Here is a 19,962-nt window from a genome sequence, read left to right on the forward strand (position 1 = left end):
ACTCCTGGTGGATCGTGAATGTATTCACCATTTCGATATTTAAGTACGCATTCTAATTTAAATTCTTTTGTATATTTCATAATAAAAACCTCCAAAGTTGTTGGTACAACTTTAGAGGTTCACTACAGATACATTCCTGCATTTATTTTTTATTGTGATAATAGGTTTTTAAAAATTTCTCTTTAAATTCATAAAATTGATCTTGTAATAAAGCTTCTCTGGCTTGTTCAGTTAAACGAATGATAAAACGAAGATTATGCATAGAAGCCAATTCAAAATATTTATATTTTTCTTCTTTATCCTGAGACTTCCATAATTTACGAAGCTGACCTAATGTATATCCAGCCTGACAGGTTGGACAATCGCAGTTTTCATCGATCATTAAAGGACTGTTCATGAATTTCTGCAGATTGATTACTCCTGTTGGAGTATAAAGTTTACCATGTCTTCCTTCTCGGGTAGGAGCTACACAATCAAAAGTATCCGCTCCCATTTCCACTCCATTTAAAATGTCATCTGGATGGGATAGACCTAACAGATGTCTTGGCTTATTTTCAGGTAATTCTTCATTGCACCATCTTAAAATTTCTGATAGATCTTCCTTTAAAAAAGCACCTCCCAAACCATATCCATCAAAATCCATTTCAGCCATTTTTTTGCACGTACTTCTTCTTAAATCTTCCCATCTGCCACCTTGAATGACTCCATACAAAGCCTGATAGTAACCCAGATCCATATAATGTTTTTTGTGTTCATCCAGGCTTCTTTGAGCCCATCTTTCGGTTCTGGCTAAAGCTTCTACATTATAATCATAATCATCAGCTAAAGAAGTTAATTCATCAAAAGCCATATGGATATCCGCCCCAATGCGACATTGAATCTGCATGGATTCTTCTGGTCCAATAAAATCCTGTACAGAAGTAAACGGATCGGTAAAATGAACCCCTTGTTCACAAACATGGGCCAGTCGATCTTCTTCCTTAGTATTTTCAACATTCTGATCTTTTGACATACTGACTACTTTTCCAGAACCGGAACCCAAAGACATGACCTGAAAACCACCAGAATCCGTTAAAGTAGGACCATTCCAGCCAGACCATCTGGAAAGACCTCCGTTTTCTGCAATTTCAAAAGACTGATTCCGTAAGTGATATCCATTGCTTAACATAGCTTGTGCATTTACTTGTTTTAAATCTTCCATTGAAACAAAATAAACTTTACCAATGGTTCCAACTACCATAAAAGCAGGGGTTTTAATATCTCCATGAGGAGTATGAATAATACCTGCTCTTCCTAACTGATTGGGAAGTTTCTTTACAATTTCAAAAGAAAATGTATTGTTGTTCTTATATTTTTCCATGTAAAAGATTATAACACATATTGTATGAATTAGTGATATAATAATAAAGTTTAAAAGGAGAACAGACATGAAAACAATCTGGATAGCTACTTCAAATCAGCATAAAGTGGAAGAATTTAAAAAAATGCTTCCTGAATATAATGTGAAATGTTTAAAAGATCTGGATCAAAAGATTGAAATTATAGAAAATGGAACAACTTTTGAAGAAAATGCGATCTGTAAAGCAAAAAGTTTATATGATGTGCTTCATCAGCCAGTAATCAGTGATGATTCGGGCATTGAAGTGGATGCTATGGATAAAAAACCTGGTGTTTATTCTGCCAGATGGATGGGAGAAAATACCAGTTATGAAATAAAAAATCAGGCAATTATCGATGCGGTAAAAGGAAAAGTGAAGACAGCCCGTTATGTATGTGTAATTGCCTATATCGATGAAATGGGAAATGCTCATACTTATAGAGGAGAAGTGGAAGGGCAAATCCATTCTTGTCCAGTTGGAGAAAATGGATTTGGTTACGATCCTATCTTTTATTATCCACCTTTTCATACAACTTTAGCCAATGTGAGTGATGAAATGAAAAACTCAATATCTCATCGTGGTAAAGCATTAGAATTGTTTTTAGAAGATTTAAACAGGGGGAAGGATTTATGATACATGTTGTTTTATTTGAACCGGAAATTCCTCAAAATACAGGAAATATCATACGTACGTGTATGGCAACAAACAGTATACTTCATCTGATTGAACCTTTAGGATTTTCTATGGATGAAAAACATTTGAAGCGTTCTGGAATGGATTATATTAAAGATACCGAAATTCACATTCATAAAAACTGGAAAGAATTCGTTGAAGAAAATCCAAGTGATAACTATTATTTTATGACTCGATATGCCAAAAAAGCACCAAGTGAATTTGATTTTACAGAATGTAAAGGGGATATCTATTTAATATTAGGAAAAGAAAGTACAGGTATTGATAAGGCTATTTTAAAAGACTATATGGATAAAGGAATGAGACTGCCGATGGTAGCTAATGCCAGAAGTTTAAACTTATCCAATTGTGCTGCAATTATTGTATATGAAGTATTAAGGCAATTAGGGTATCCAAATCTATCAAAAACAGAACAGATCAAAGGAGAAGACTTTCTTGAAAATTTACAATTGGATTGATTTTTTCCTTTCTAAAAAAGAATATCGAAAAAGATTTTTATCTTTAATTTTAATTCTTTACTGGATCTGGCAAATTTTATGGCAGATACTGGCATATACTCAATTGATTCATTTAAAGGATTACCAAAGTTTATTTTCTTATGCCAATCAATTAAATTTGTACACAGGTTCTGTACTTTTTAGAATTCTGTTAACATGTATTTCTCATAAAAGTTTTACCTTTGACATATTTTTGAAAATCACTTTATGGGATTATATTATACTGTTTCTGACAATTTTATATAGTTTGTCTTTCAAAAGTAAAAACGCTTACATTTGTATCAAACTGTATATTTCTACCTTTTTTGTGTCAATAATATCTGTGATTGTGGCTTATTTACAGCAAAGTCTGAACGGTGTTATTTTTGTATTAAAAGGTATGGGAATCGCCTGCAGCATTCTATGTATTCTCTTGTTTCTCTTTCTTCTGGCTTGTCTGATTGAAACGATAAATGCTTATAGAAAAGAAATAGATGTTCATAATATGTAGACAAAAATAAAAAATGTGAATTTTAATAAAATATCACATAATTTTCCATAATTTTATAATATTTGGCTAATATTAGCCAAATATTATAAAATATATGAAATAAAATAAAGAGATTCGGTTTCGAACTGTTTATGTGAATTTGAAAAAAAAAGGTTTTTTATGGTATCCTTAAGATGTTTCAGAGAGGTGATTTAATGAATTTTATCGAAAAACACAGCAAAATCTTGGCCATTGCTTTGTGTGCCTGTGCATGTGGGCCAGTGCTATCCACTGCTTATGCCTATGAAAATCAGCCAGGTTGGCACGGTGAAGGTGCGGATCGTTACTACGTTTTAGAGTCAAATCGTAAAGAAGCCACTGGTTTAACTGAAATTGATGGTGAATTATACTATTTCAACGGAAAAGGTGAAATGCAATTCGGATGGCAATCCGTTCCAAATGGAATTTATTATTTTGAACAGGACGGAACGGCAGCTACAGGAGAAACAATCATTCAGGGAACTTCTTATAATTTTCAGGATGAAGGACAATTGCTTCATGGATGGGATGAAGAAAAAGAATTCTACTATGATGAAAAAGGATATCCTGTAAGCGATTCATGGATTGATGATGGTGGATTTAAATATTATTTTGATCAGGATGGAAATTATGTAACTGGTTGGAAAGAAATCAACGGTTCTAAATACTATTTTGGAGAAGATGGAAAAATGTCCACTGGTGAAACAACATTAGATGGATCCACTTATTATTTCCAGGCAGATGGTGCTTATGTGACTGGATGGAAAAAAGTGGGAGAAGATATGTATTATCATGATGAAAATGGTAAAACAGTTGTAGATTCTTCTAAGGAAATTGATGGTAAAACCTATTTCTTTGATGAAACAGGAAAGATGATCAAAGATACACAAAAAGATGGATATACAATTGCTTCAGATGGTACAGCCCAAAAGACGGAAACAAGTAGTTCAAATACACAAGTTTCTGACAATACCGCAACAGCTCCATCAAATGGAAACACAAACAGTTCACAGGGTTCTTCAAATGGGAATGCTTCACAGTCAAAACCGGCTGCTCCTGCAGCTCCTTCTAAACCAAGTACACCTAATTATGGTGGAGTAAACAGTTCTGCCATTGCAGCAGCTGCTATTGCTCAGGTTGGAGTAAGTCAGGATTGTACAATGCTGGTAACAAACTCATTAAGAGCAGTTGGAATCAGTTTCCATGGTTGGCCTGAAGAATATTTAAGTTTAGGTACTTTAACAAGTACACCGGTTCCAGGTGATATCTGTGTATACAGTGGTCACGTTGCGATTTATATCGGAAATGGACAAGCGGTACATGGTGGATGGGATGGATATACGACAGTAATTACATCTGTTAGCTGTTCCAATGCATTCATTGGATATGTACATGTTGGGTAAATGTAGTTTTGATTAAAAAGAGAGTAAATCTCTCTTTTTTTTATTTGACAATTTATATAAAAATATTGTATAAACCTTATCTAAAGGAAGGTCATTATGAAATATATTGAGCAATCTAAATTTTCACAAACAATTGTTTCTTTTCGATATATATTGCCTTTTGAAAAAGAAACCATTACTGGATACAACTTACTTTGTTACATGTTGAAATCTAAAACAGAAGATTTTGATAATAAACAAATAATTTCTTATGAATTTAATAAAAATTATGGAATGAAAATGAGCATCAGTCTTACTGTTTATGGAAATCAATTATCGTTTCAGGTTCAATTTCGATTTATCCGTCCGGACTGGATTGAAAAGAAAGACTATACAGAATCGATTATTCATATTATGGATCAGTTTATAGATCATCCTGTTTTTACAGAAGAAAATTTAAAGGAAAGTAAATATTTATTGAGAAATCGTTTATTTGCACAAAAAGACGATCCAGCAACCGTTGCGGTACTTGAATCTTTGCATATGATTTCAAAAGATCATTCTATATCGATTTCTACAAATGGATATGAAGATGAAATTGATGAGATTACCTTAGAAGATATATGCCATTTATACAATCGTTTTCCTTCTCCATTGATTTATGCAGCAGGAAAACTGGATTCTACTTTGGAATCCTATTTAAGTCAAATAAAACAGACAGAAGAATGTCATGCAGATTATGAAATTTTAATGGATACTTTGTCTTATAAAGAAAAATATATTTTAAAAGAGATAGAACAGACATATATTTCAAAAGTATATGCAACAAAGATTGATACCAGAGATCCTTCTTATTATTCCTTACTGGTAATGAATTCCATTTTAGGACAGTCTCCAGTGAATTTATTATTTACAGAGATTAGAGAAAAGAACAGTTACTGTTACTCAATTGGTTCCAGTCTGATTCGATTTGATGGAGCTTTATATATTTATGCAGGCTGTGATTCAGAAAATGTGAATGCAATATTGGATTTAATGGATCAGCAGATTGTTCGCTTACAGACTATGGATTATTCCGATGAATTGTTAGAACAGGCTAAAAAAGATCTGATTGATGGACTTCTGGCAGGTTTTGATGAAGAATATATTTATATTGAAAGACAATTTTTGAGTGATTTATTAAATCAGAATGGTTGTGCTGAAGAAAAAATAAAGAAAATTCAAAATGTCACAAAAGAAGATATTTCTCATTGTGCCAATTTATTAAGCCAAATCAGTCTGGCTGTTGTCAAGGAGGATGAATCATGTACAATTTAAATTGTATAAAGAAAACTCTCGATAATGGAATGAATGTGATTCTGATTCAGAAAAAAGGATTTGTGAAATCTCTGTTTATGTGTGCGACAGGGGCTGGAGGAATGGATCTGGTGCAGGAACTGGATGGAAAGAGAGTGTATCATACCAGTGGTTGTGCTCATTATCTGGAACATCAGATGTTTCGTTATAAAAATCAGGATGTTACAGAGCTGTTTGCTTCTTTACAGGCACAAACAAATGCATTTACAACGTTTACAGAAACCTGCTATTATTTTCAGACAACTTCTGATATTTACAAACCGCTGCAGTTATTGCTGGAATTTGTAGAGACTTTGGATATCAATGAACAATCGGTCAATAAAGAAAAAGGAATCATTTTAAGTGAATATGATATGTATCAGCAAAGTCCAGAACAAAGACTGACCAAGGAAACGTATAAATCTATGTATCATAAACACCCTATACGGGTTGATATATTAGGACATAGAAGTGACATTGAAAATATGAGTGTAGAGGATTTAACGCAGTTCTATAATATTAATTATGATCCTTCTTCTTTGACTTTAGTAGGAATTACAGGAAAAGACATTCATCAATGCATGTCTTTTATTGAAAATCATCAGAAAAATTTCCCTTCTAAATTAAAAAGCCATCCAAAAACGGTATTTGAAAAAGAACAGGAGACGGTTGTACGTGAAGAATATATAGATTATATGGATATCAGTTTTCCTTATGTCTGTGTAGGATATAAACTGAAAGAATCTCAATCTGTTGAAGATGCCAATATAAAAGATCTTGCGATTCAGATGCGATTGGATTCTTTGTTTTCAACAATGAATCCAGATTATCAGAAATGGATGGATGAAAGAATCATCAGCCAGTTTGCAGGAGCTGAATGTGATATGTGTCTGGACAGAGGATACATTCTATTTTATGCACAGACACAGAAAGTGAATGAATTCATTGAACTTGTGAACCAGCTAATCTATAAACTGGTTCATGAAAAAATGAAAGAAGAAGATTTTATTGCACTTCAATCTTCTTATACAGGAGCAAATTTAAGAGGATTGGATCATTTTGAATCGCTGGCTGTTGATGTTATAAAATCGTCTATGCTCCATTATGATTACTGGGAATGGTTTAATGAAGTATTGAATATCACACAAGAAAAAATCATGGATGTATGTTCTGGACTGGATGTATCTCATAAGACAATCACAAAAATTTATCCAAAAGAATATAAAACTGTAAATCACGAATAATTTACATATAAAAATGTACTGTATTTATTTAAATAAGAGCCATTTTATATAGAATGGCTCATTTTTTTTATCCATTTCATTTCTTTAAAATGATAAAGAAGGCAGGTGATAGAAATGAGTGCATACTCATACCGGAGGAAAAAATGAATGTATTTTGTTTAGTAGGAAAAATTGAAGAACTTCCTTCTTTAAAAGAAACTGTGAATGGAATTAAAACATGTAATGTAGTCTTAAAAGTGGAGCGTTCCTTTGCAAATGCCAATGGCGTTTATGAATTTGATACCATTCAGATTGAAGTATGGAGAGGATTGGCTGAAACTTTATGCAATGTCAGCAAAGTGGATGACTGGATCAGTGTAAAAGGGCGTATAATGTCCAGAAAATATGAAAAAGATGGACATGTATATAATAATTATGCTTTTATAGCCGAAAAAATCAGTTTTCTTCACAATTAAAAAGAAGAACCCACTGGGTTCTTCTTTTTGATTAACGGTTGTAGAATTCGACTACTAATAATTCATTGATTTCTTGTGCAGTGAATAATTCGTTACGTTCAGGAACACGTACATAAGTTCCTTTTTTCGCATCTTTATCCACTTCAACAAAAGCAACAGTTGCTAAGCTTGCTTCTAAAGCTTCGTTGATTACTTTTAAATTTTTAGAAGTTTCTTTCACTTCGATAACAGTTCCTGGTTTTACCTGGTAACTAGGAATATCTACTTTTTTACCATTTACAAGAATGTGTCCGTGGTTAACCAATTGACGAGCTCCACGACGAGTTGTAGCAAATCCCATACGATATACTAAGTTATCTAAACGAGATTCTAACATTACTAAGAAGTTTTCACCAACAACCCCTGGACGACGACTTGCTTTTACATAAGTGTTGTAGAATTGTTTTTCGCTTAACTGATAAGTGTGACGAATACGTTGTTTTTCCTGTAATTGAATACCGTAGTTAGTTAATTTGGCACGACGACCATTTCCGTGTTGACCTGGAGCGTAGTTACGACGAGCTAATTCTTCACCTGTTCCAAGAACAGAGAAACCTAAACGACGTGACTTTTTCCAAGTACTACCTGTGTTTCTTGACATAAGTTTCCTCCTATTGTTTAACAAAAACAATAACAGTACAAATCTTTATAAGGTGTGTTACAAAAGATACTTTCTGTCTATCAGCTTTTAGATTACTCGTATCACATCTAATGCTTGTAACGCAAATCTCATAACTTTGTATGCTGCTATCAATTTATGCTTATGTATCATAACAAAATGGGGGTTAAAAATCAAGCGCATTGGCAAATATTTATAGTGAAAGTCTTTTAAAGATTTGTTATAATGGATGTATCTGTAAAGGGGGAGCTATAAATGGATTCATTTTTAAAAATCGTTTCAGATATTGGAAGTGCGATCGTAAAGTATTTCAATACTGCTTTAGACTTTGCTTTGGATCATTTATCTATGGAAATGATTATATATATATGTATTGCATTCCTGGTTTTAATTTTAGTGCTGATTCTTTCACGAACTCTTAAACGTAAAAAAATTGAACGTCGTTTAAAAGATCTTGAAATTGTTATGAATGAAATTCGAAATAATACATTAACTTTTAAATACAATAAAGCAACCGCTTTTGCTCGGTCAAATTCAGATATTCTTGAAAAAGTACGTGCAATTGCCCCTCGTTATGAAAATTGTATCGAAAGCATTCAAAGATGTGAATCACTGTTCACATTGGCTGATGATAAAGTGGATGCACATAAATTAAAAAAAGCCAGACTGGCAATGGATGATCTGGATGAAATTATTGATGAAACTAAAGAAAAGATTCGTATTATTACTCAATCTTTGGATTTGATCTTAATTCCAGAAAAAGAAGTAAGAGAACAATCTAATGCAGTCAAGGAACAGTTTGGAAATCTTAAAAAAGTTTATCAGGCAAATCGTACATCTTTCTATGATGCAGGACTGTATTTTGATGCTTTATTACAGGAAATTGAAAATGGATTTTCTGGATTTGAAGAATGGATGTTTGCTTCTGAATTTAATAAGGCAAAAGAAGAACTGGATAAATTATCAAAATCGATTGAAGAAACTTCTTCAAGAATTGCAGCTTATCCAGGATATTATGAAAAGGCAAAAGTTATTCTGCCAAGTGCTTTAAATGAAGTAAGTGGAAATATTGAAACAACTGAAAATTCAGATGTTGAAATTGATTTTGATCGTTTAAAGGCAAATGTTTCAAAAGCAGATGAACAGATCAAAGAAGTGGTTTCTTATTTAGACAAAGGAAATGACAAAGAAGCGAAAAACATTCTTGATACATTATCAGAGTTCATTTTATCCATTCAGGATGATTTAGATAAAGAGACAAAAGCTTATAATGAAATTCATGGGGATCTTCAGGCAAATTTAGGTTTACTGGATGAAGTGATTGTGGAATTAAAAGAAATTGAATCTTTGTATTCCAATATTAAAGATCGTTTTGGATTGGAAGACTGGTCTAAACGATTTGTAATTGCGGAACAGCAGGTAATTTCATTGAAGAAAAAACGTGAACAGGTTCAAAAGATTTTATCGGATTCGGATACATTGAGTTCTCAGGCAATTCATGATTATCGAATTTATGCTGATGAAGTCAATACATTCTCACAGCAGATTAAAGCTATGAAGCAGATGTTAGTGGGAGCCAGTTCAGATGAATCAAGAGCGCAGAAACAATTAATCAAACTGCAGCTGATTCTAAATGAAGTAAGATTGAATGCTTCTACAAGATTTTTACCAAGTATTTCCGATCAGTTCAATGAAGATATTGAAGAAGGAGAAAGACTGATTACTCGTGTTTCCGATGTATTGTCTCATTCTCCACTTGATGTTCAAACATTAAATGCTGATTTACAGGAAGCTATTGATTTCATTTATAAGTTATACAACAATGCGAACAATTTAATTGGAATTGCGATCATGGTTGAAAATGCGATCGTATTTGGAAATCGTTTCAGAAGTTCTTATCCTGAAATGGATTCAGAATTAACACGTGCTGAATTATGTTTCCAGAATGGAGAATATACTAAAGCACTAAAAGTGGCTATTCAGGCCATCGAAAGTCTGCACCCTGGAATTTATGAAAAGCTGGTCGCAAGAAAAGATCCAGCGGTCATGAATACGGTGCAATAATATGATTTATTTTGATCATTCATCAACGACCTCTGTACGTCCAGAGGTCTCTAATGTTTATAGCCAGCTGTTAGCACAGCAATATGGAAATCCAGACAGTTTACATGCACTGGGTAGAAAAGCACATGCTTTATTAGAAAAAAGTCGTGAAAATATTGCGAAAATGTTACATGTATTGCCAGGGGAGATCTTGTTTACAGGGTGTGCAAGTGAATCCAATTCATTGGCAATTATCGGTTATGCATTGGCCAATCGAAATAGAGGAAACCACATACTGGTCAGTAATGTAGAACATCCTTCTGTGATGCATTCTATGGAATGGTTGAAACAGTTTGGTTTTGAAATTGAATATTTACCCATTAATTCAAATGGAATTATTACGCCTTCTCTCGTAAAAGAACGCATTCGAAAAGATACCATTCTGGTATCAACAATGCATGTCAACAATGAAATGGGGGCCATCAATCCAGTCAAAGAAATCAGTGAGGTGGTTCATTCCATTCCAACCTGCGTTTATCATGTGGATTGTGTACAGAGTTTTACAAAAATTGATGTTCCTTTCGAATGTATGGATTTGGCAACTATTTCTGCACATAAAATACATGGATTAAAAGGAAGTGCCCTTTTAATGAAAAAGAAAAAGGTAAAGCTGATGCCACTGATACAGGGAGGACAGCAGGAACAGGGTTTAAGAGGTGGAACAGAAAATGCACCTTCAAACATTGTTCTTTCAAAGACGATACGTCTGGCTTTGGAAGAAAAAGAAGAAGTATATAAAAGAGTATCGAAAATCAATCAGTATATAAGAGAAGAACTGTCAAAGATTAAAGGAGCTCATATCAATTCAAAAGAAGATGCTATTCCTTATATATTAAATATTTCATTTGATCAGATTACCAGTGAGGTGTTATTAAACGCATTGGATCAAAGAGGAATTTGTGTTTCCGCAAAGAGTACGTGTTCCTCGCATCAGAAAAATTATAGTTCAACATTAGTTGCGATGGGATATAGTGAAAAAATCGCAACACATATGATTCGTTTATCTTTTGGAAAAGACAATACGATGGAAGAAGCTTCTATCTTTATCAAAACATGTAAGGAGATATTAAATCAGTATGGCTTATCGTTATGATCACATATTAATTCGCTATGGTGAATTAAGTTTAAAAGGAAAAAACCGAAATCAGTTTATAAAACAGCTGTATGACAATGTTCGTAAAGCGTGCACTGGTTTTCCTTCTCTTGAATTTGAAAAACAGCACGATCGTATGATGATTTTTCTTCATGATGAAGATGAAAATCAGGTTTGTGATGTGGTATCTAAAGTATTTGGGATTTCATCTTTATCTTTAGCTGTAAAAGTAAAACCGGAAATGGAAGAAATTCTAAAAGCTTGTCTGGAAATTTTCCCTTTACAGGAAGAAAAAACATTTAAAGTAGCTGCCAGACGAAATGATAAAACCTTTCCTGTTGTTTCCGACCAGATCAATCGAATGGTAGCCACAACAATTCTGAAAAATTCAAACTGGAAAGTGGACGTTCACAATCCGGATTATAAAATTGTGATAGAGGTTCGAAAAGATGCCTGTTTTATCATGACAAATAAAATACCTGGAGCTGGAGGATATCCTGTAGGGGTTGGTGGAAAAGCAATGGTATTATTAAGTGGAGGAATTGATTCTCCAGTGGCCTGTTACAAGATGATGAAACGAGGGGTTCATATTGAATGCATTCATTATGCTTCTCCTCCATATACATCTTTAAATGCACAGGAAAAAGTGATGGAACTGGCTCGACTGGTAAGTGGATATCAAGGAGAATTGCTGCTTCATATTGTCCCATTTACAAATTTACAGCTTGCCATATATCAGAATGCCCCTGAAAGCTATGCGATTACCATTATGAGAAGAATGATGATGCGCATTGCCGATGGGCTTGCGAAAAAAAGACATGCATTAGCCATTGCCACAGGAGAATCTATAGGGCAGGTGGCTTCTCAAACGTTAGAAAGTATGAATGTCATCAATGCGGTTACTTGTACACCAATTATTCGTCCAGTTGTATGTATGGATAAAGTGGAAATTATTGATTGTTCAAAGAAAATCGGAACGTATGAAACATCTATTCTTCCATATGAAGATTGTTGTACAATATTTACTCCAAAAAATCCAGTCACAAAACCAAGAATTGATAAATGTGAGAAATATGAACAGAAATGGGATTATCAGCAGATGGTACAGCAATGTATCGACCAGGTTGAAACCATTAAAATCACTCCACAAAAACAGGAAGACGATTTATTTTAGGATGCAAAGGCATCCTTTTTTTGATATGCTTAGTCTATGTTAAAGTGTCCAAAATGTAATGAAAAATTAATACAGATAAATCGTTCTTATCAATGCATCCATCATCATACCTTTGATATTGCCAGAAGTGGGTATGTGAATCTGTCTTTAAAAAATAAAAAGAATTCGGGAGACAATGAAAAAATGGTAAGAGCCAGAAGTTTATTTCTGGAAGAGGGATATTATGATTTTATGAGACAATATGTCAAAAACTTATTAAAGAAAGAAGATATATTGGTGGATGCAGGATGTGGACAAGGGTATTACACAAAAGAGTTTTCCGATAAGGTCAAACAATGTTATGGACTGGATCTAAGTAAAGAAGCGATTTTATATGCTTCTAAAAAAGATAAAAAAACAGACTATTTTGTAGCCAGTTTATTTAATATGCCATTTTTTTCAGAATCGATTGATTGTGTAACATCCATTTTTGTTCCACTAGGAAAAGAAGAAATACATCGTATTTTAAAGACAGATGGAAAATGGATCGTTGTAGGACCGGGTCCTAAACATTGCTGGGAATTAAAGGAATTTTTATATGAAACACCTTATGAAAATGAAAAACCAGCAATGGTTCAGGAAGGTTTTGAATTGATTGAACAGAATACAATCAAACAGTCTTATTTTGTGAAAGATTTATGGTCTTTACTGGAAATGACACCGTATCGATATAAAACTTCTCTAGAGGCTTTAGATCGTTTAAAGAAAAGTGAAGGGTTTGAAGTAACCTTTGAATTTATAATAAGTGAATGGAGAAAATTATGACAAAAGCAACTATAAAAAAATGGGGAATTAATGGAGAAGGAATTGCGTATGTGAATAGAAAATGCATATTTATTCCAGGAACTATACCACAGGAACAAGTTGAATTTCATATTGTGGAAGAAAAAGAAAAATATGGAATGGGAAAAGTGGATAAAATTCTTGTGGAAAGTAAAGATAGAAGACATGAAATCTGCAAAGACTGGGATACATGTGGAGGCTGTTCTTTAATGTGTGTACAGTATAAAGCACAATGTAGAATGAAAGAAGAAATTGTAAAAGAATCATTAGCAAAATATGCGAATTATCGAAATAAAATTAAACACATTATTAAAAATCCTGATCCATTGGCTTACCGTAATTCATGTAAACTACCATTTGGATATAATAAAGATCATAAATTGTGTACAGGAATGTACAAAAGAGATTCCAATGAATTTGTGAAAATGGATCGTTGTTTTACACATGCCAAACAAATAGAAAATGTAAGAATTGAAATTGAAAAAATTGTTCAGGACGAAAAATTATATGATAAAAAATTAAAAAGAGGATATCGTACACTGGTATTAAAAGAATTCGATGGGAAAATACAAGTGATTTTTGTGACAGGAAATAATGCGGTTCCTAAACGAATTGTAGATGCCTGCAGTGAAATTGAAAATGTGGTTTCTATATGGCAAAGTGTAAAAACAGATACAAATGTGGAAATATTTGGGGATGTAATGATTCATTTATATGGAACAAAATGTATAGAAATGACATTAAAGGATTATAGTTTATCTTTATTACCTAAATCATTTTTTCAACTAAATACCAAACAGGCAATTCAAATGTATGAATATGTAAGAGAGATTACTCCACAATCCAAATGTATTGTAGAAGCTTATAGTGGAATTGGTGCAATCAGTTTATTTGTGCATGATAAAGCTAAACAGGTGATTGGGATCGAATATATAAAAGATGCAGTGGAAAATGCGAAGGAAAATGCGATTAAAAATAAAATTGATAATGTTTCATTTGTACAGGGAGATGCAGCTGAAATATTTAATAAAATGAATACGAAAGCAGATACTCTGATTGTAGATCCACCTAGAACGGGATTAAAAGAGAAGATGATTCGTTCTATTTTACATTCAAATGTGAAGACATTGATCTATATTTCCTGCAATCCAAGTACTTTAGCAAAAGATTTAAAAGATCTATCTAAAAAATATTTTATAAATTCAGTACAGCCTTTTGATCTTTTTTCACAGACAAGTCATGTGGAGACAGTAGTTCTCTTGTCTCGAGCCTGAATTGAGACTACAGGACTATTGTCAGAGCAACAAGCCAAAATTTTGTGCGTCATAGATATCAACTGAAGAAAGGATACAATTGAATTATGATTATCATGAAAAATAAATTGAAGATTGCGGTAGTTCAGGCTGCTCCTATTATGTTTGATAAGGAAAAATGCAAAGAGAAAGCGATTCGTATTATCAAAGAGTGCGCTGAACATGGGGCTGAATTTGTCGTGTTTCCGGAGTTGTTTATTCCCGGTTATCCTTATGGCATGACATATGGTTTTACTGTCGGTAGTCGAAATCCTGATGGGCGAAAAGACTGGAAATGCTATTATGACAACTCAATTCTTTCCAATGGCTCTGAAATGAGAGAAATAATTGAAACGGCCAAAGCAAGTAATGTGTATGTCAGCATTGGATATTCTGAGGTTGATTCCGTAACCGCAACCTTATACAACTCCAACATGATGATCTCACCTGAAGGTAAAACATATAATCACAGAAAACTCAAACCTACAGGTAGTGAGCGTGTTGTCTGGGGCGATGCTGATAAGGAATTCTTCCCTGTTATGAATATACAGTGGGGCCTGTCGGAAATCTGATCTGTTGGGAAAGCTATATGCCGTTGGCGCGTGTAGCTCTTTATCAGAAGGGAGTTACAATCTACATTTCTCCAAACACGAATGATAATGTGGAGTGGCAGAATACGATTCGTCATATTGCTATCGAAGGGCATTGTTATTTTGTGAATTGCGATATGTATTTTACCAAACAGATGTATCCGTCAACCTTTAGCGCGGCTCATGAGATTGATAAGCTCTCCGATATCGTATGTCGAGGCGGCAGCTGCATCATAGACCCATATGGTCATGATGTTACGGAAACCATTTGGGATAAGGAAGGCATTATCTATGCTGAGCTGGACATGCAGAAGGTGCCAGCTAGTAGAATGGAGCACGATGTTTGCGGACATTATGCCCGACCGGATGTGTTAACGCTTCAGGTAAGGGACGAATAACAGAATTTAGTTTGATCGCGCAATCTAAAAAAAGAGTTTTATTGTATACCTAAGCGATATGTTCCCGTGTACTGTGGGGGTAGATTTGTTCCCGTGTTGTATGGACATTCACGGCATCGCCTCAACCCATGTGGAGACGGTTGTATTAATGTCTAGGGAAGAGAATTAATAGCGAAAAGTAGCGTATTTACGGTCTTTTTTGAGATGTAGCTAGTTATATTACCTAATAACAGTTATATGATGAATGGTAATAAACTATATGTTAAAACTTTAGACTTGGATTGTGATTTTTCGAAGATTGCACATCAGCCAAACAAAATAGTGGAGTTACATTTTGGGATAGAAGCGAGGTGTTAGAATGAGTCGTGGAATCGGAGCACATGCTAATCTCGTTTTAGAAGATGAGAATACCGTCATGTATGAATACGGTGGTTACAATTTGAATGAGCCTGAGTATAGAAATGAAAAACATTTATATGATGGCATGATAACAATAGCTCGTGACTGCTTTGTTGAACCTGAGATTCATGAGAAATTGAAAAAGATGCCAAATGGAAGAAAAAAGCTTATCACAAAGCGTATACCGGTTGACGTGGATTATCCGCGGATGATTAGTGATGGCAGAATCGTTATTGAAAACTGTAGTAATTGCTGGCATCGTTCACCGGAATCGAATATAGATGTAATGGCATTACACATTCTTTTCTACTTGTTTAGACAGTACCAAGAAGAAGGCAAAATGCCAGAATATATCAGCTACAATGTGTAAAAACAAGGGTGAGACGATGCCTTCTATGTGAGAATAGTTCTACGATGACCAAATCCCTAAAAGGCTAGTCTCGTCTTGAGGCAGTGGTGGTACATATGCTGCTTATATATAGTAGCAACTAGAAAAACTCGATATGTTCCCGACAATGAGAAAGGTTTAGGTTGCGGATTGAATATGGGCAAAATGTGCTGATTGATATGTTTCCGAGAACAATCGAAAATCGGCTCAAAAAGGGGCGATATGTTCCGACATTGCGACGTCAATCAGCACGTATCGAGCCATGTGGAGATGGGAATCCAGTTATCTGTAATTGTTTAATGGCAGTATAGCACATACAAAGCTTACTTATGTAAAGAGAGAAGAAGTCTACTTTTATTCTGGTATGATATATTTGTCGGTCATTTTGTGTCTCATTTGTAAAACCAGGGTGTTTGCTCACTTTGTTTCCTATAAAAACAACGCTGAATGATGTACATTAAAGCCACAAAGGGAATCGAAAGATTATGAATCTTGTCAAGATAGGAAAAATGCTTCAAACACTGCGTAAAGAAAAAGGAATGACGCAGGAACAGCTGGCGGAAAAACTGGGAGTTGCCCGTGGAACCGTATCCCGCTGGGAGACAGGAAGTAATATGTCCGATCTGAACATGCTTATCGAGCTTTCAGATTTCTATGCAATCGACCTCCGTGAAATTTTAAGCGGAGAAAGGAAAAGTGAGCAGATGAATGAAGAAATGAAAGAAACCGTGCTGCAAGTGGCGGAGTATGGCAACGAGGATAAGGCAAGGCTGCTAAGAAGGATGTACTGGCTTTCGATTGCAGGTCTTATTGGATTTGGTATGTTTTTAGTAACCACCTTGCTGGATTTGAGTGAAGTGTCTCCATATGAAGAAATTGGCAGCTTTGGACTCGGTCTTGCCTTTGGGATGATGGTTCTTTGGGTAATCTATACAAGCAGGTACATGGCAAAGATTAAACAGTTTAAGAAGAAACTTCTCAATAGAGCAACAGAGAGTGATTGATGAATAAACTGATATTTATCCTCGGATTGAATACGATAATTGTAGAGTCAGAGGATTGTTTTGATAACAAAGAAATAAAATGAATATTGAATGGGATACAAGAAATGATTCGTGGATGTTTGTTTTAAACACTGGATATACACGAAGAATAGTATCCCTTTTTATTTGAAATAATTGTTGACAAATATATCGCACTGCAATACTATAATATCGAAGTACGATATATCGCAGTGAAATATAAGGAGACATTATGGATGCACATATTAAAAAAGTATATGTTCCAATGACGGAAACAGGGTTTTATATTCTTTTTTGTCTTCAGGAAGAAATGCATGGATACAACATTGGTCTTAAGGTTAAGAATATGACAGATGGAGAGCTGACCATAAGTCCAGGAACAATGTATGGAACATTATCTAAGATGGAAAATGATAAATTAATATCTTTTGTAAAGGAAGAAGATAAGAGAAAATTCTACATTATTACAGAGTTAGGAAAAGAAGTACTTGAAATTGAATTAAGAAGAATTGAAAGATTATATAGAAATAGTAGAGGAGAATAATAAGATGGCAGATAAAAAAGAATTTCATCTTTTTGTATTATCGGAATATGAAGAAGAGGAAAAATATTTATGTGATATGGCAAAGAAAGGATATCTTTTTGAAAAGGTGACTTTACCGGGAATTTATCATTTTAAGAAAAGTGAACCTGAAAATAGAATCTATCGGATTGATTTTAATCCACAGAAGAAGGAAAATCGAGAAAGTTATCTTCAGATGTTTAAAGATTATGGATGGGAATATATACAGGATCTGAATGAATTCAGTTATTTCAGTAAATTAGAGGATGGAACAGAGGATGAAATTTTTAGTGACAATGCATCAAGAATTGATATGCTGGAAAGAATATATCATCGCAAAGTGATGCCACTGTTAGTCCTTTTCTTATGTTGCATTATTCCACAGGGAATGCGTATGACGATTGGAGGAAATTATGCAGATCCAATTTCAATCGCATTTTACATTTTATGGATTGTATGTATATTTTTATATATTGTACTCATCACAAGATGTATCGCAGGGTTTAATCGACTAAGAAAAAAATACGACATAAAATAATATTGCTAAAAGGAAGATTTTAGAATGGATGGATATGAATTTTTAAATATATATGGATCAATCATTATTATAATTCTTATGATTCCAAATATTATTTTTGCTTTGAAATGCAAAGAAGGTTTTCAGACTAAATGGAATCATAAAGTTATCTTAACAATGGAACAGATTGGTCGATTTGGATGTATTGGATTTATGATATTTAATATACCAGGAACGTATTTTGGATGGATTTTTGAAGAAGCATATATTCTGTATTTTATTGTAAATGGATTATTATTGTTTCTATATTGTTTGATCTGGATAATTTATTTTAAAAAAGAGAGTCTGTTTAAATCTTTAGCTCTTTCCATTATTCCATCTGTTTTATTTTTATTTGATGGAATTGTTACCCAATCTATATTATTGATTTTAGCGGCATTATTATTTGCACCAAGTCATATACTTATTTCGTATAAAAATGTGAAATAATTTTATATAAGATAGTTTAGGATAAAGATGCTTGATCTTCCAATCGAATGCATATTATTGACAAAAGAATCCAAAAATGTCTGACAATGGAAAGTTGTAACAGCGTTAATAGACTTTCGTACAGTATTTTTGTTTAATCATGTTTTCTATTTAATGTTTGATAAGAAATAAAAGAGAGAATTACCTTTTGTGAAATGAACCCCAAAAATTGGACTTCCAATTAAGGAGGTTCATTTTCTTTATGGGAAAGCTTACAAGAGAACAAAAAATCGAAATTTACAAGAAACGAAAACAAGGAATATCATACAAGCAATTATCAAATCAGTATGGAATACGTCGTACCAATATAATATACTTGGTTCGCTTAATAGATAGTCACGGGGTTGAAATTTTAAGACAAGATAGAAATCGATACTATTCACCAGCGCTAAAAGAAGAGATTATTAATAAAGTCATAAAGGATGATAAAAGTATCTTATCTACTGCTATCGAATATGGTCTGAGCAGTGATGGCATGCTTCATACTTGGATTAACGATTATAAAGCGAATGGTTGTGTTATAATTGAGAAGCCGAAAGGACGGAAATCAATTATGAAAAAGAACAACAAACCTGAAAAGAAGTACGAAGATATGACTGCTGAAGAAAAAGTCAAATATCTTGAAAATAGAAATCTATATTTGGAAGCGGAGAATGAATATTTAAAAAAATTGAGGGCTGCGGTTCAACAAAGGAAGGAGCAACAATCGACAAAAAAGTAAAGATTGTTCATGAATTGCAGCAGAAGTATGCTCTTAAGCTCCTTCTAGAAATATCGGGTTTAAAGAAATCAACGTATTTGTAGTGAACCTCTAAAGTTGTACCAACAACTTTGGAGGTTTTTATTATGAAATATACAAAAGAATTTAAATTAGAATGCGTACTTAAATATCGAAATGGTGAATACATTCACGATCCACCAGG

At 33.7% G+C, this 19,962-nt stretch carries 20 protein-coding genes and 1 pseudogene; 19 read left to right on the forward strand and 2 right to left on the reverse strand.

Going from position 1 to position 19,962, the window contains the following annotated elements; all coding sequences use genetic code 11:
• Positions 1-142: 142 nt before the first annotated feature.
• Positions 143-1,360, reverse strand: coding sequence for a tRNA guanosine(34) transglycosylase Tgt (gene tgt, locus FYJ50_RS09685; RefSeq protein ID WP_154461445.1), 1,218 nt, complete (start codon positions 1,358-1,360; stop codon positions 143-145).
• 67 nt (positions 1,361-1,427) lie between these two features.
• Here tgt and rdgB point away from each other — a divergent pair, with 67 nt between their 5' ends.
• From rdgB to FYJ50_RS09720, 7 genes are all read left to right on the forward strand, one after another.
• Positions 1,428-2,012, forward strand: a complete 585-nt coding sequence (rdgB, locus tag FYJ50_RS09690; protein WP_154461447.1) for an RdgB/HAM1 family non-canonical purine NTP pyrophosphatase — start codon at positions 1,428-1,430, stop codon at positions 2,010-2,012.
• Positions 2,009-2,530: a tRNA (cytidine(34)-2'-O)-methyltransferase gene (locus tag FYJ50_RS09695; RefSeq protein ID WP_154461449.1), complete on the forward strand. Its 522-nt coding sequence runs from the start codon at positions 2,009-2,011 to the stop codon at positions 2,528-2,530. The genes rdgB and FYJ50_RS09695 overlap by 4 nt, the downstream gene beginning before the upstream one ends.
• The gene (locus FYJ50_RS09700; protein ID WP_154461451.1) at positions 2,508-3,059 is read left to right on the forward strand and encodes a hypothetical protein; all 552 of its coding nucleotides are present in this window, start codon (positions 2,508-2,510) and stop codon (positions 3,057-3,059) included. Before FYJ50_RS09695 ends, FYJ50_RS09700 begins: the two co-directional genes overlap by 23 nt.
• A 194-nt stretch (positions 3,060-3,253) precedes the next feature.
• A complete protein-coding gene (locus FYJ50_RS09705) occupies positions 3,254-4,480 on the forward strand; it encodes an NlpC/P60 family protein (protein WP_235900972.1) in 1,227 nt (408 codons plus the stop codon).
• Between the two features lie 96 nt (positions 4,481-4,576).
• Complete coding sequence (locus FYJ50_RS09710; protein ID WP_154461455.1) at positions 4,577-5,776, forward strand: M16 family metallopeptidase; 1,200 nt, start codon at positions 4,577-4,579, stop codon at positions 5,774-5,776.
• Positions 5,764-7,038, forward strand: a complete 1,275-nt coding sequence (gene yfmH, locus FYJ50_RS09715) for an EF-P 5-aminopentanol modification-associated protein YfmH (RefSeq protein WP_154461457.1) — start codon at positions 5,764-5,766, stop codon at positions 7,036-7,038. Before FYJ50_RS09710 ends, yfmH begins: the two co-directional genes overlap by 13 nt.
• 143 nt (positions 7,039-7,181) lie before the next feature.
• A complete protein-coding gene (locus FYJ50_RS09720) occupies positions 7,182-7,493 on the forward strand; it encodes a single-stranded DNA-binding protein (RefSeq protein WP_205946509.1) in 312 nt (103 codons plus the stop codon).
• Positions 7,494-7,524: 31 nt separating this feature from the next.
• On the opposite strand, the gene rpsD is transcribed toward FYJ50_RS09720, so the two are convergent.
• Complete coding sequence (gene rpsD, locus FYJ50_RS09725) at positions 7,525-8,133, reverse strand: 30S ribosomal protein S4 (protein WP_154461461.1); 609 nt, start codon at positions 8,131-8,133, stop codon at positions 7,525-7,527.
• A gap of 273 nt (positions 8,134-8,406) precedes the next feature.
• On the opposite strand from rpsD, the gene FYJ50_RS09730 reads away from it, so the two are divergent.
• From FYJ50_RS09730 to FYJ50_RS09785, 12 genes and pseudogenes are all read left to right on the forward strand, one after another.
• The gene (locus tag FYJ50_RS09730; protein ID WP_154461463.1) at positions 8,407-10,215 is read left to right on the forward strand and encodes a septation ring formation regulator EzrA; all 1,809 of its coding nucleotides are present in this window, start codon (positions 8,407-8,409) and stop codon (positions 10,213-10,215) included.
• A gap of 1 nt (position 10,216) precedes the next feature.
• Positions 10,217-11,347, forward strand: coding sequence for a cysteine desulfurase family protein (locus FYJ50_RS09735; RefSeq protein ID WP_154461465.1), 1,131 nt, complete (start codon positions 10,217-10,219; stop codon positions 11,345-11,347).
• Positions 11,331-12,521 carry a tRNA uracil 4-sulfurtransferase ThiI gene (gene thiI, locus FYJ50_RS09740; RefSeq protein WP_154461467.1) on the forward strand — a complete coding sequence of 397 codons (1,191 nt, stop codon included), beginning with the start codon at positions 11,331-11,333 and terminating at the stop codon, positions 12,519-12,521. Before FYJ50_RS09735 ends, thiI begins: the two co-directional genes overlap by 17 nt.
• Positions 12,522-12,557: 36 nt before the next feature.
• Positions 12,558-13,325 (forward strand): methyltransferase domain-containing protein, encoded by a 768-nt coding sequence (locus tag FYJ50_RS09745; protein ID WP_154461469.1) that lies wholly within the window; start codon positions 12,558-12,560, stop codon positions 13,323-13,325.
• Complete coding sequence (gene rlmD, locus FYJ50_RS09750; RefSeq protein WP_154461471.1) at positions 13,322-14,617, forward strand: 23S rRNA (uracil(1939)-C(5))-methyltransferase RlmD; 1,296 nt, start codon at positions 13,322-13,324, stop codon at positions 14,615-14,617. Before FYJ50_RS09745 ends, rlmD begins: the two co-directional genes overlap by 4 nt.
• Positions 14,618-14,757: 140 nt before the next feature.
• Positions 14,758-15,623: pseudogene (locus tag FYJ50_RS10680) on the forward strand (carbon-nitrogen hydrolase family protein).
• Positions 15,624-15,981: 358 nt separating this feature from the next.
• The gene (locus FYJ50_RS09760) at positions 15,982-16,392 is read left to right on the forward strand and encodes a hypothetical protein (RefSeq protein ID WP_154461473.1); all 411 of its coding nucleotides are present in this window, start codon (positions 15,982-15,984) and stop codon (positions 16,390-16,392) included.
• Positions 16,393-16,895: 503 nt separating this feature from the next.
• Positions 16,896-17,414, forward strand: a complete 519-nt coding sequence (locus FYJ50_RS09765) for a helix-turn-helix domain-containing protein (protein WP_154461475.1) — start codon at positions 16,896-16,898, stop codon at positions 17,412-17,414.
• A gap of 250 nt (positions 17,415-17,664) precedes the next feature.
• Positions 17,665-17,976, forward strand: a complete 312-nt coding sequence (locus FYJ50_RS09770; RefSeq protein WP_154461477.1) for a PadR family transcriptional regulator — start codon at positions 17,665-17,667, stop codon at positions 17,974-17,976.
• Positions 17,977-17,980: 4 nt separating this feature from the next.
• Complete coding sequence (locus tag FYJ50_RS09775; protein WP_154461479.1) at positions 17,981-18,532, forward strand: DUF2812 domain-containing protein; 552 nt, start codon at positions 17,981-17,983, stop codon at positions 18,530-18,532.
• A gap of 24 nt (positions 18,533-18,556) precedes the next feature.
• Entirely contained in the window at positions 18,557-19,000 is a 444-nt protein-coding gene (locus FYJ50_RS09780) for a hypothetical protein (protein WP_154461481.1), read from the forward strand.
• A gap of 241 nt (positions 19,001-19,241) precedes the next feature.
• A complete protein-coding gene (locus FYJ50_RS09785; RefSeq protein WP_154461483.1) occupies positions 19,242-19,760 on the forward strand; it encodes a hypothetical protein in 519 nt (172 codons plus the stop codon).
• The last annotated feature ends 202 nt before the right edge of the window (positions 19,761-19,962 follow it).

Origin of the sequence: Floccifex porci, from assembly GCF_009696175.1 — a bacterium.
In the GTDB taxonomy this organism is placed as follows: Bacteria; Bacillota_I; Bacilli_A; order Erysipelotrichales; family Erysipelotrichaceae; genus Floccifex; species Floccifex porci.

Excerpts from the sequence above, each read along its gene's own strand:
- tgt (WP_154461445.1), bottom strand. The coding sequence starts at position 1,360 with ATGGAAAAATATAAGAACAACAATACATTTTCTTTTGAAATTGTAAAG.
- rdgB (WP_154461447.1), top strand. The coding sequence starts at position 1,428 with ATGAAAACAATCTGGATAGCTACTTCAAATCAGCATAAAGTGGAAGAA.
- FYJ50_RS09695 (WP_154461449.1), top strand. The coding sequence starts at position 2,009 with ATGATACATGTTGTTTTATTTGAACCGGAAATTCCTCAAAATACAGGA.
- FYJ50_RS09705 (WP_235900972.1), top strand. The coding sequence starts at position 3,254 with ATGAATTTTATCGAAAAACACAGCAAAATCTTGGCCATTGCTTTGTGT.
- FYJ50_RS09710 (WP_154461455.1), top strand. The coding sequence starts at position 4,577 with ATGAAATATATTGAGCAATCTAAATTTTCACAAACAATTGTTTCTTTT.
- yfmH (WP_154461457.1), top strand. The coding sequence starts at position 5,764 with ATGTACAATTTAAATTGTATAAAGAAAACTCTCGATAATGGAATGAAT.
- FYJ50_RS09720 (WP_205946509.1), top strand. The coding sequence starts at position 7,182 with ATGAATGTATTTTGTTTAGTAGGAAAAATTGAAGAACTTCCTTCTTTA.
- rpsD (WP_154461461.1), bottom strand. The coding sequence starts at position 8,133 with ATGTCAAGAAACACAGGTAGTACTTGGAAAAAGTCACGTCGTTTAGGT.
- FYJ50_RS09730 (WP_154461463.1), top strand. The coding sequence starts at position 8,407 with ATGGATTCATTTTTAAAAATCGTTTCAGATATTGGAAGTGCGATCGTA.
- FYJ50_RS09735 (WP_154461465.1), top strand. The coding sequence starts at position 10,217 with ATGATTTATTTTGATCATTCATCAACGACCTCTGTACGTCCAGAGGTC.
- thiI (WP_154461467.1), top strand. The coding sequence starts at position 11,331 with ATGGCTTATCGTTATGATCACATATTAATTCGCTATGGTGAATTAAGT.
- FYJ50_RS09745 (WP_154461469.1), top strand. The coding sequence starts at position 12,558 with ATGTTAAAGTGTCCAAAATGTAATGAAAAATTAATACAGATAAATCGT.
- rlmD (WP_154461471.1), top strand. The coding sequence starts at position 13,322 with ATGACAAAAGCAACTATAAAAAAATGGGGAATTAATGGAGAAGGAATT.
- FYJ50_RS09760 (WP_154461473.1), top strand. The coding sequence starts at position 15,982 with ATGAGTCGTGGAATCGGAGCACATGCTAATCTCGTTTTAGAAGATGAG.
- FYJ50_RS09765 (WP_154461475.1), top strand. The coding sequence starts at position 16,896 with ATGAATCTTGTCAAGATAGGAAAAATGCTTCAAACACTGCGTAAAGAA.
- FYJ50_RS09770 (WP_154461477.1), top strand. The coding sequence starts at position 17,665 with ATGGATGCACATATTAAAAAAGTATATGTTCCAATGACGGAAACAGGG.
- FYJ50_RS09775 (WP_154461479.1), top strand. The coding sequence starts at position 17,981 with ATGGCAGATAAAAAAGAATTTCATCTTTTTGTATTATCGGAATATGAA.
- FYJ50_RS09780 (WP_154461481.1), top strand. The coding sequence starts at position 18,557 with ATGGATGGATATGAATTTTTAAATATATATGGATCAATCATTATTATA.
- FYJ50_RS09785 (WP_154461483.1), top strand. The coding sequence starts at position 19,242 with ATGGGAAAGCTTACAAGAGAACAAAAAATCGAAATTTACAAGAAACGA.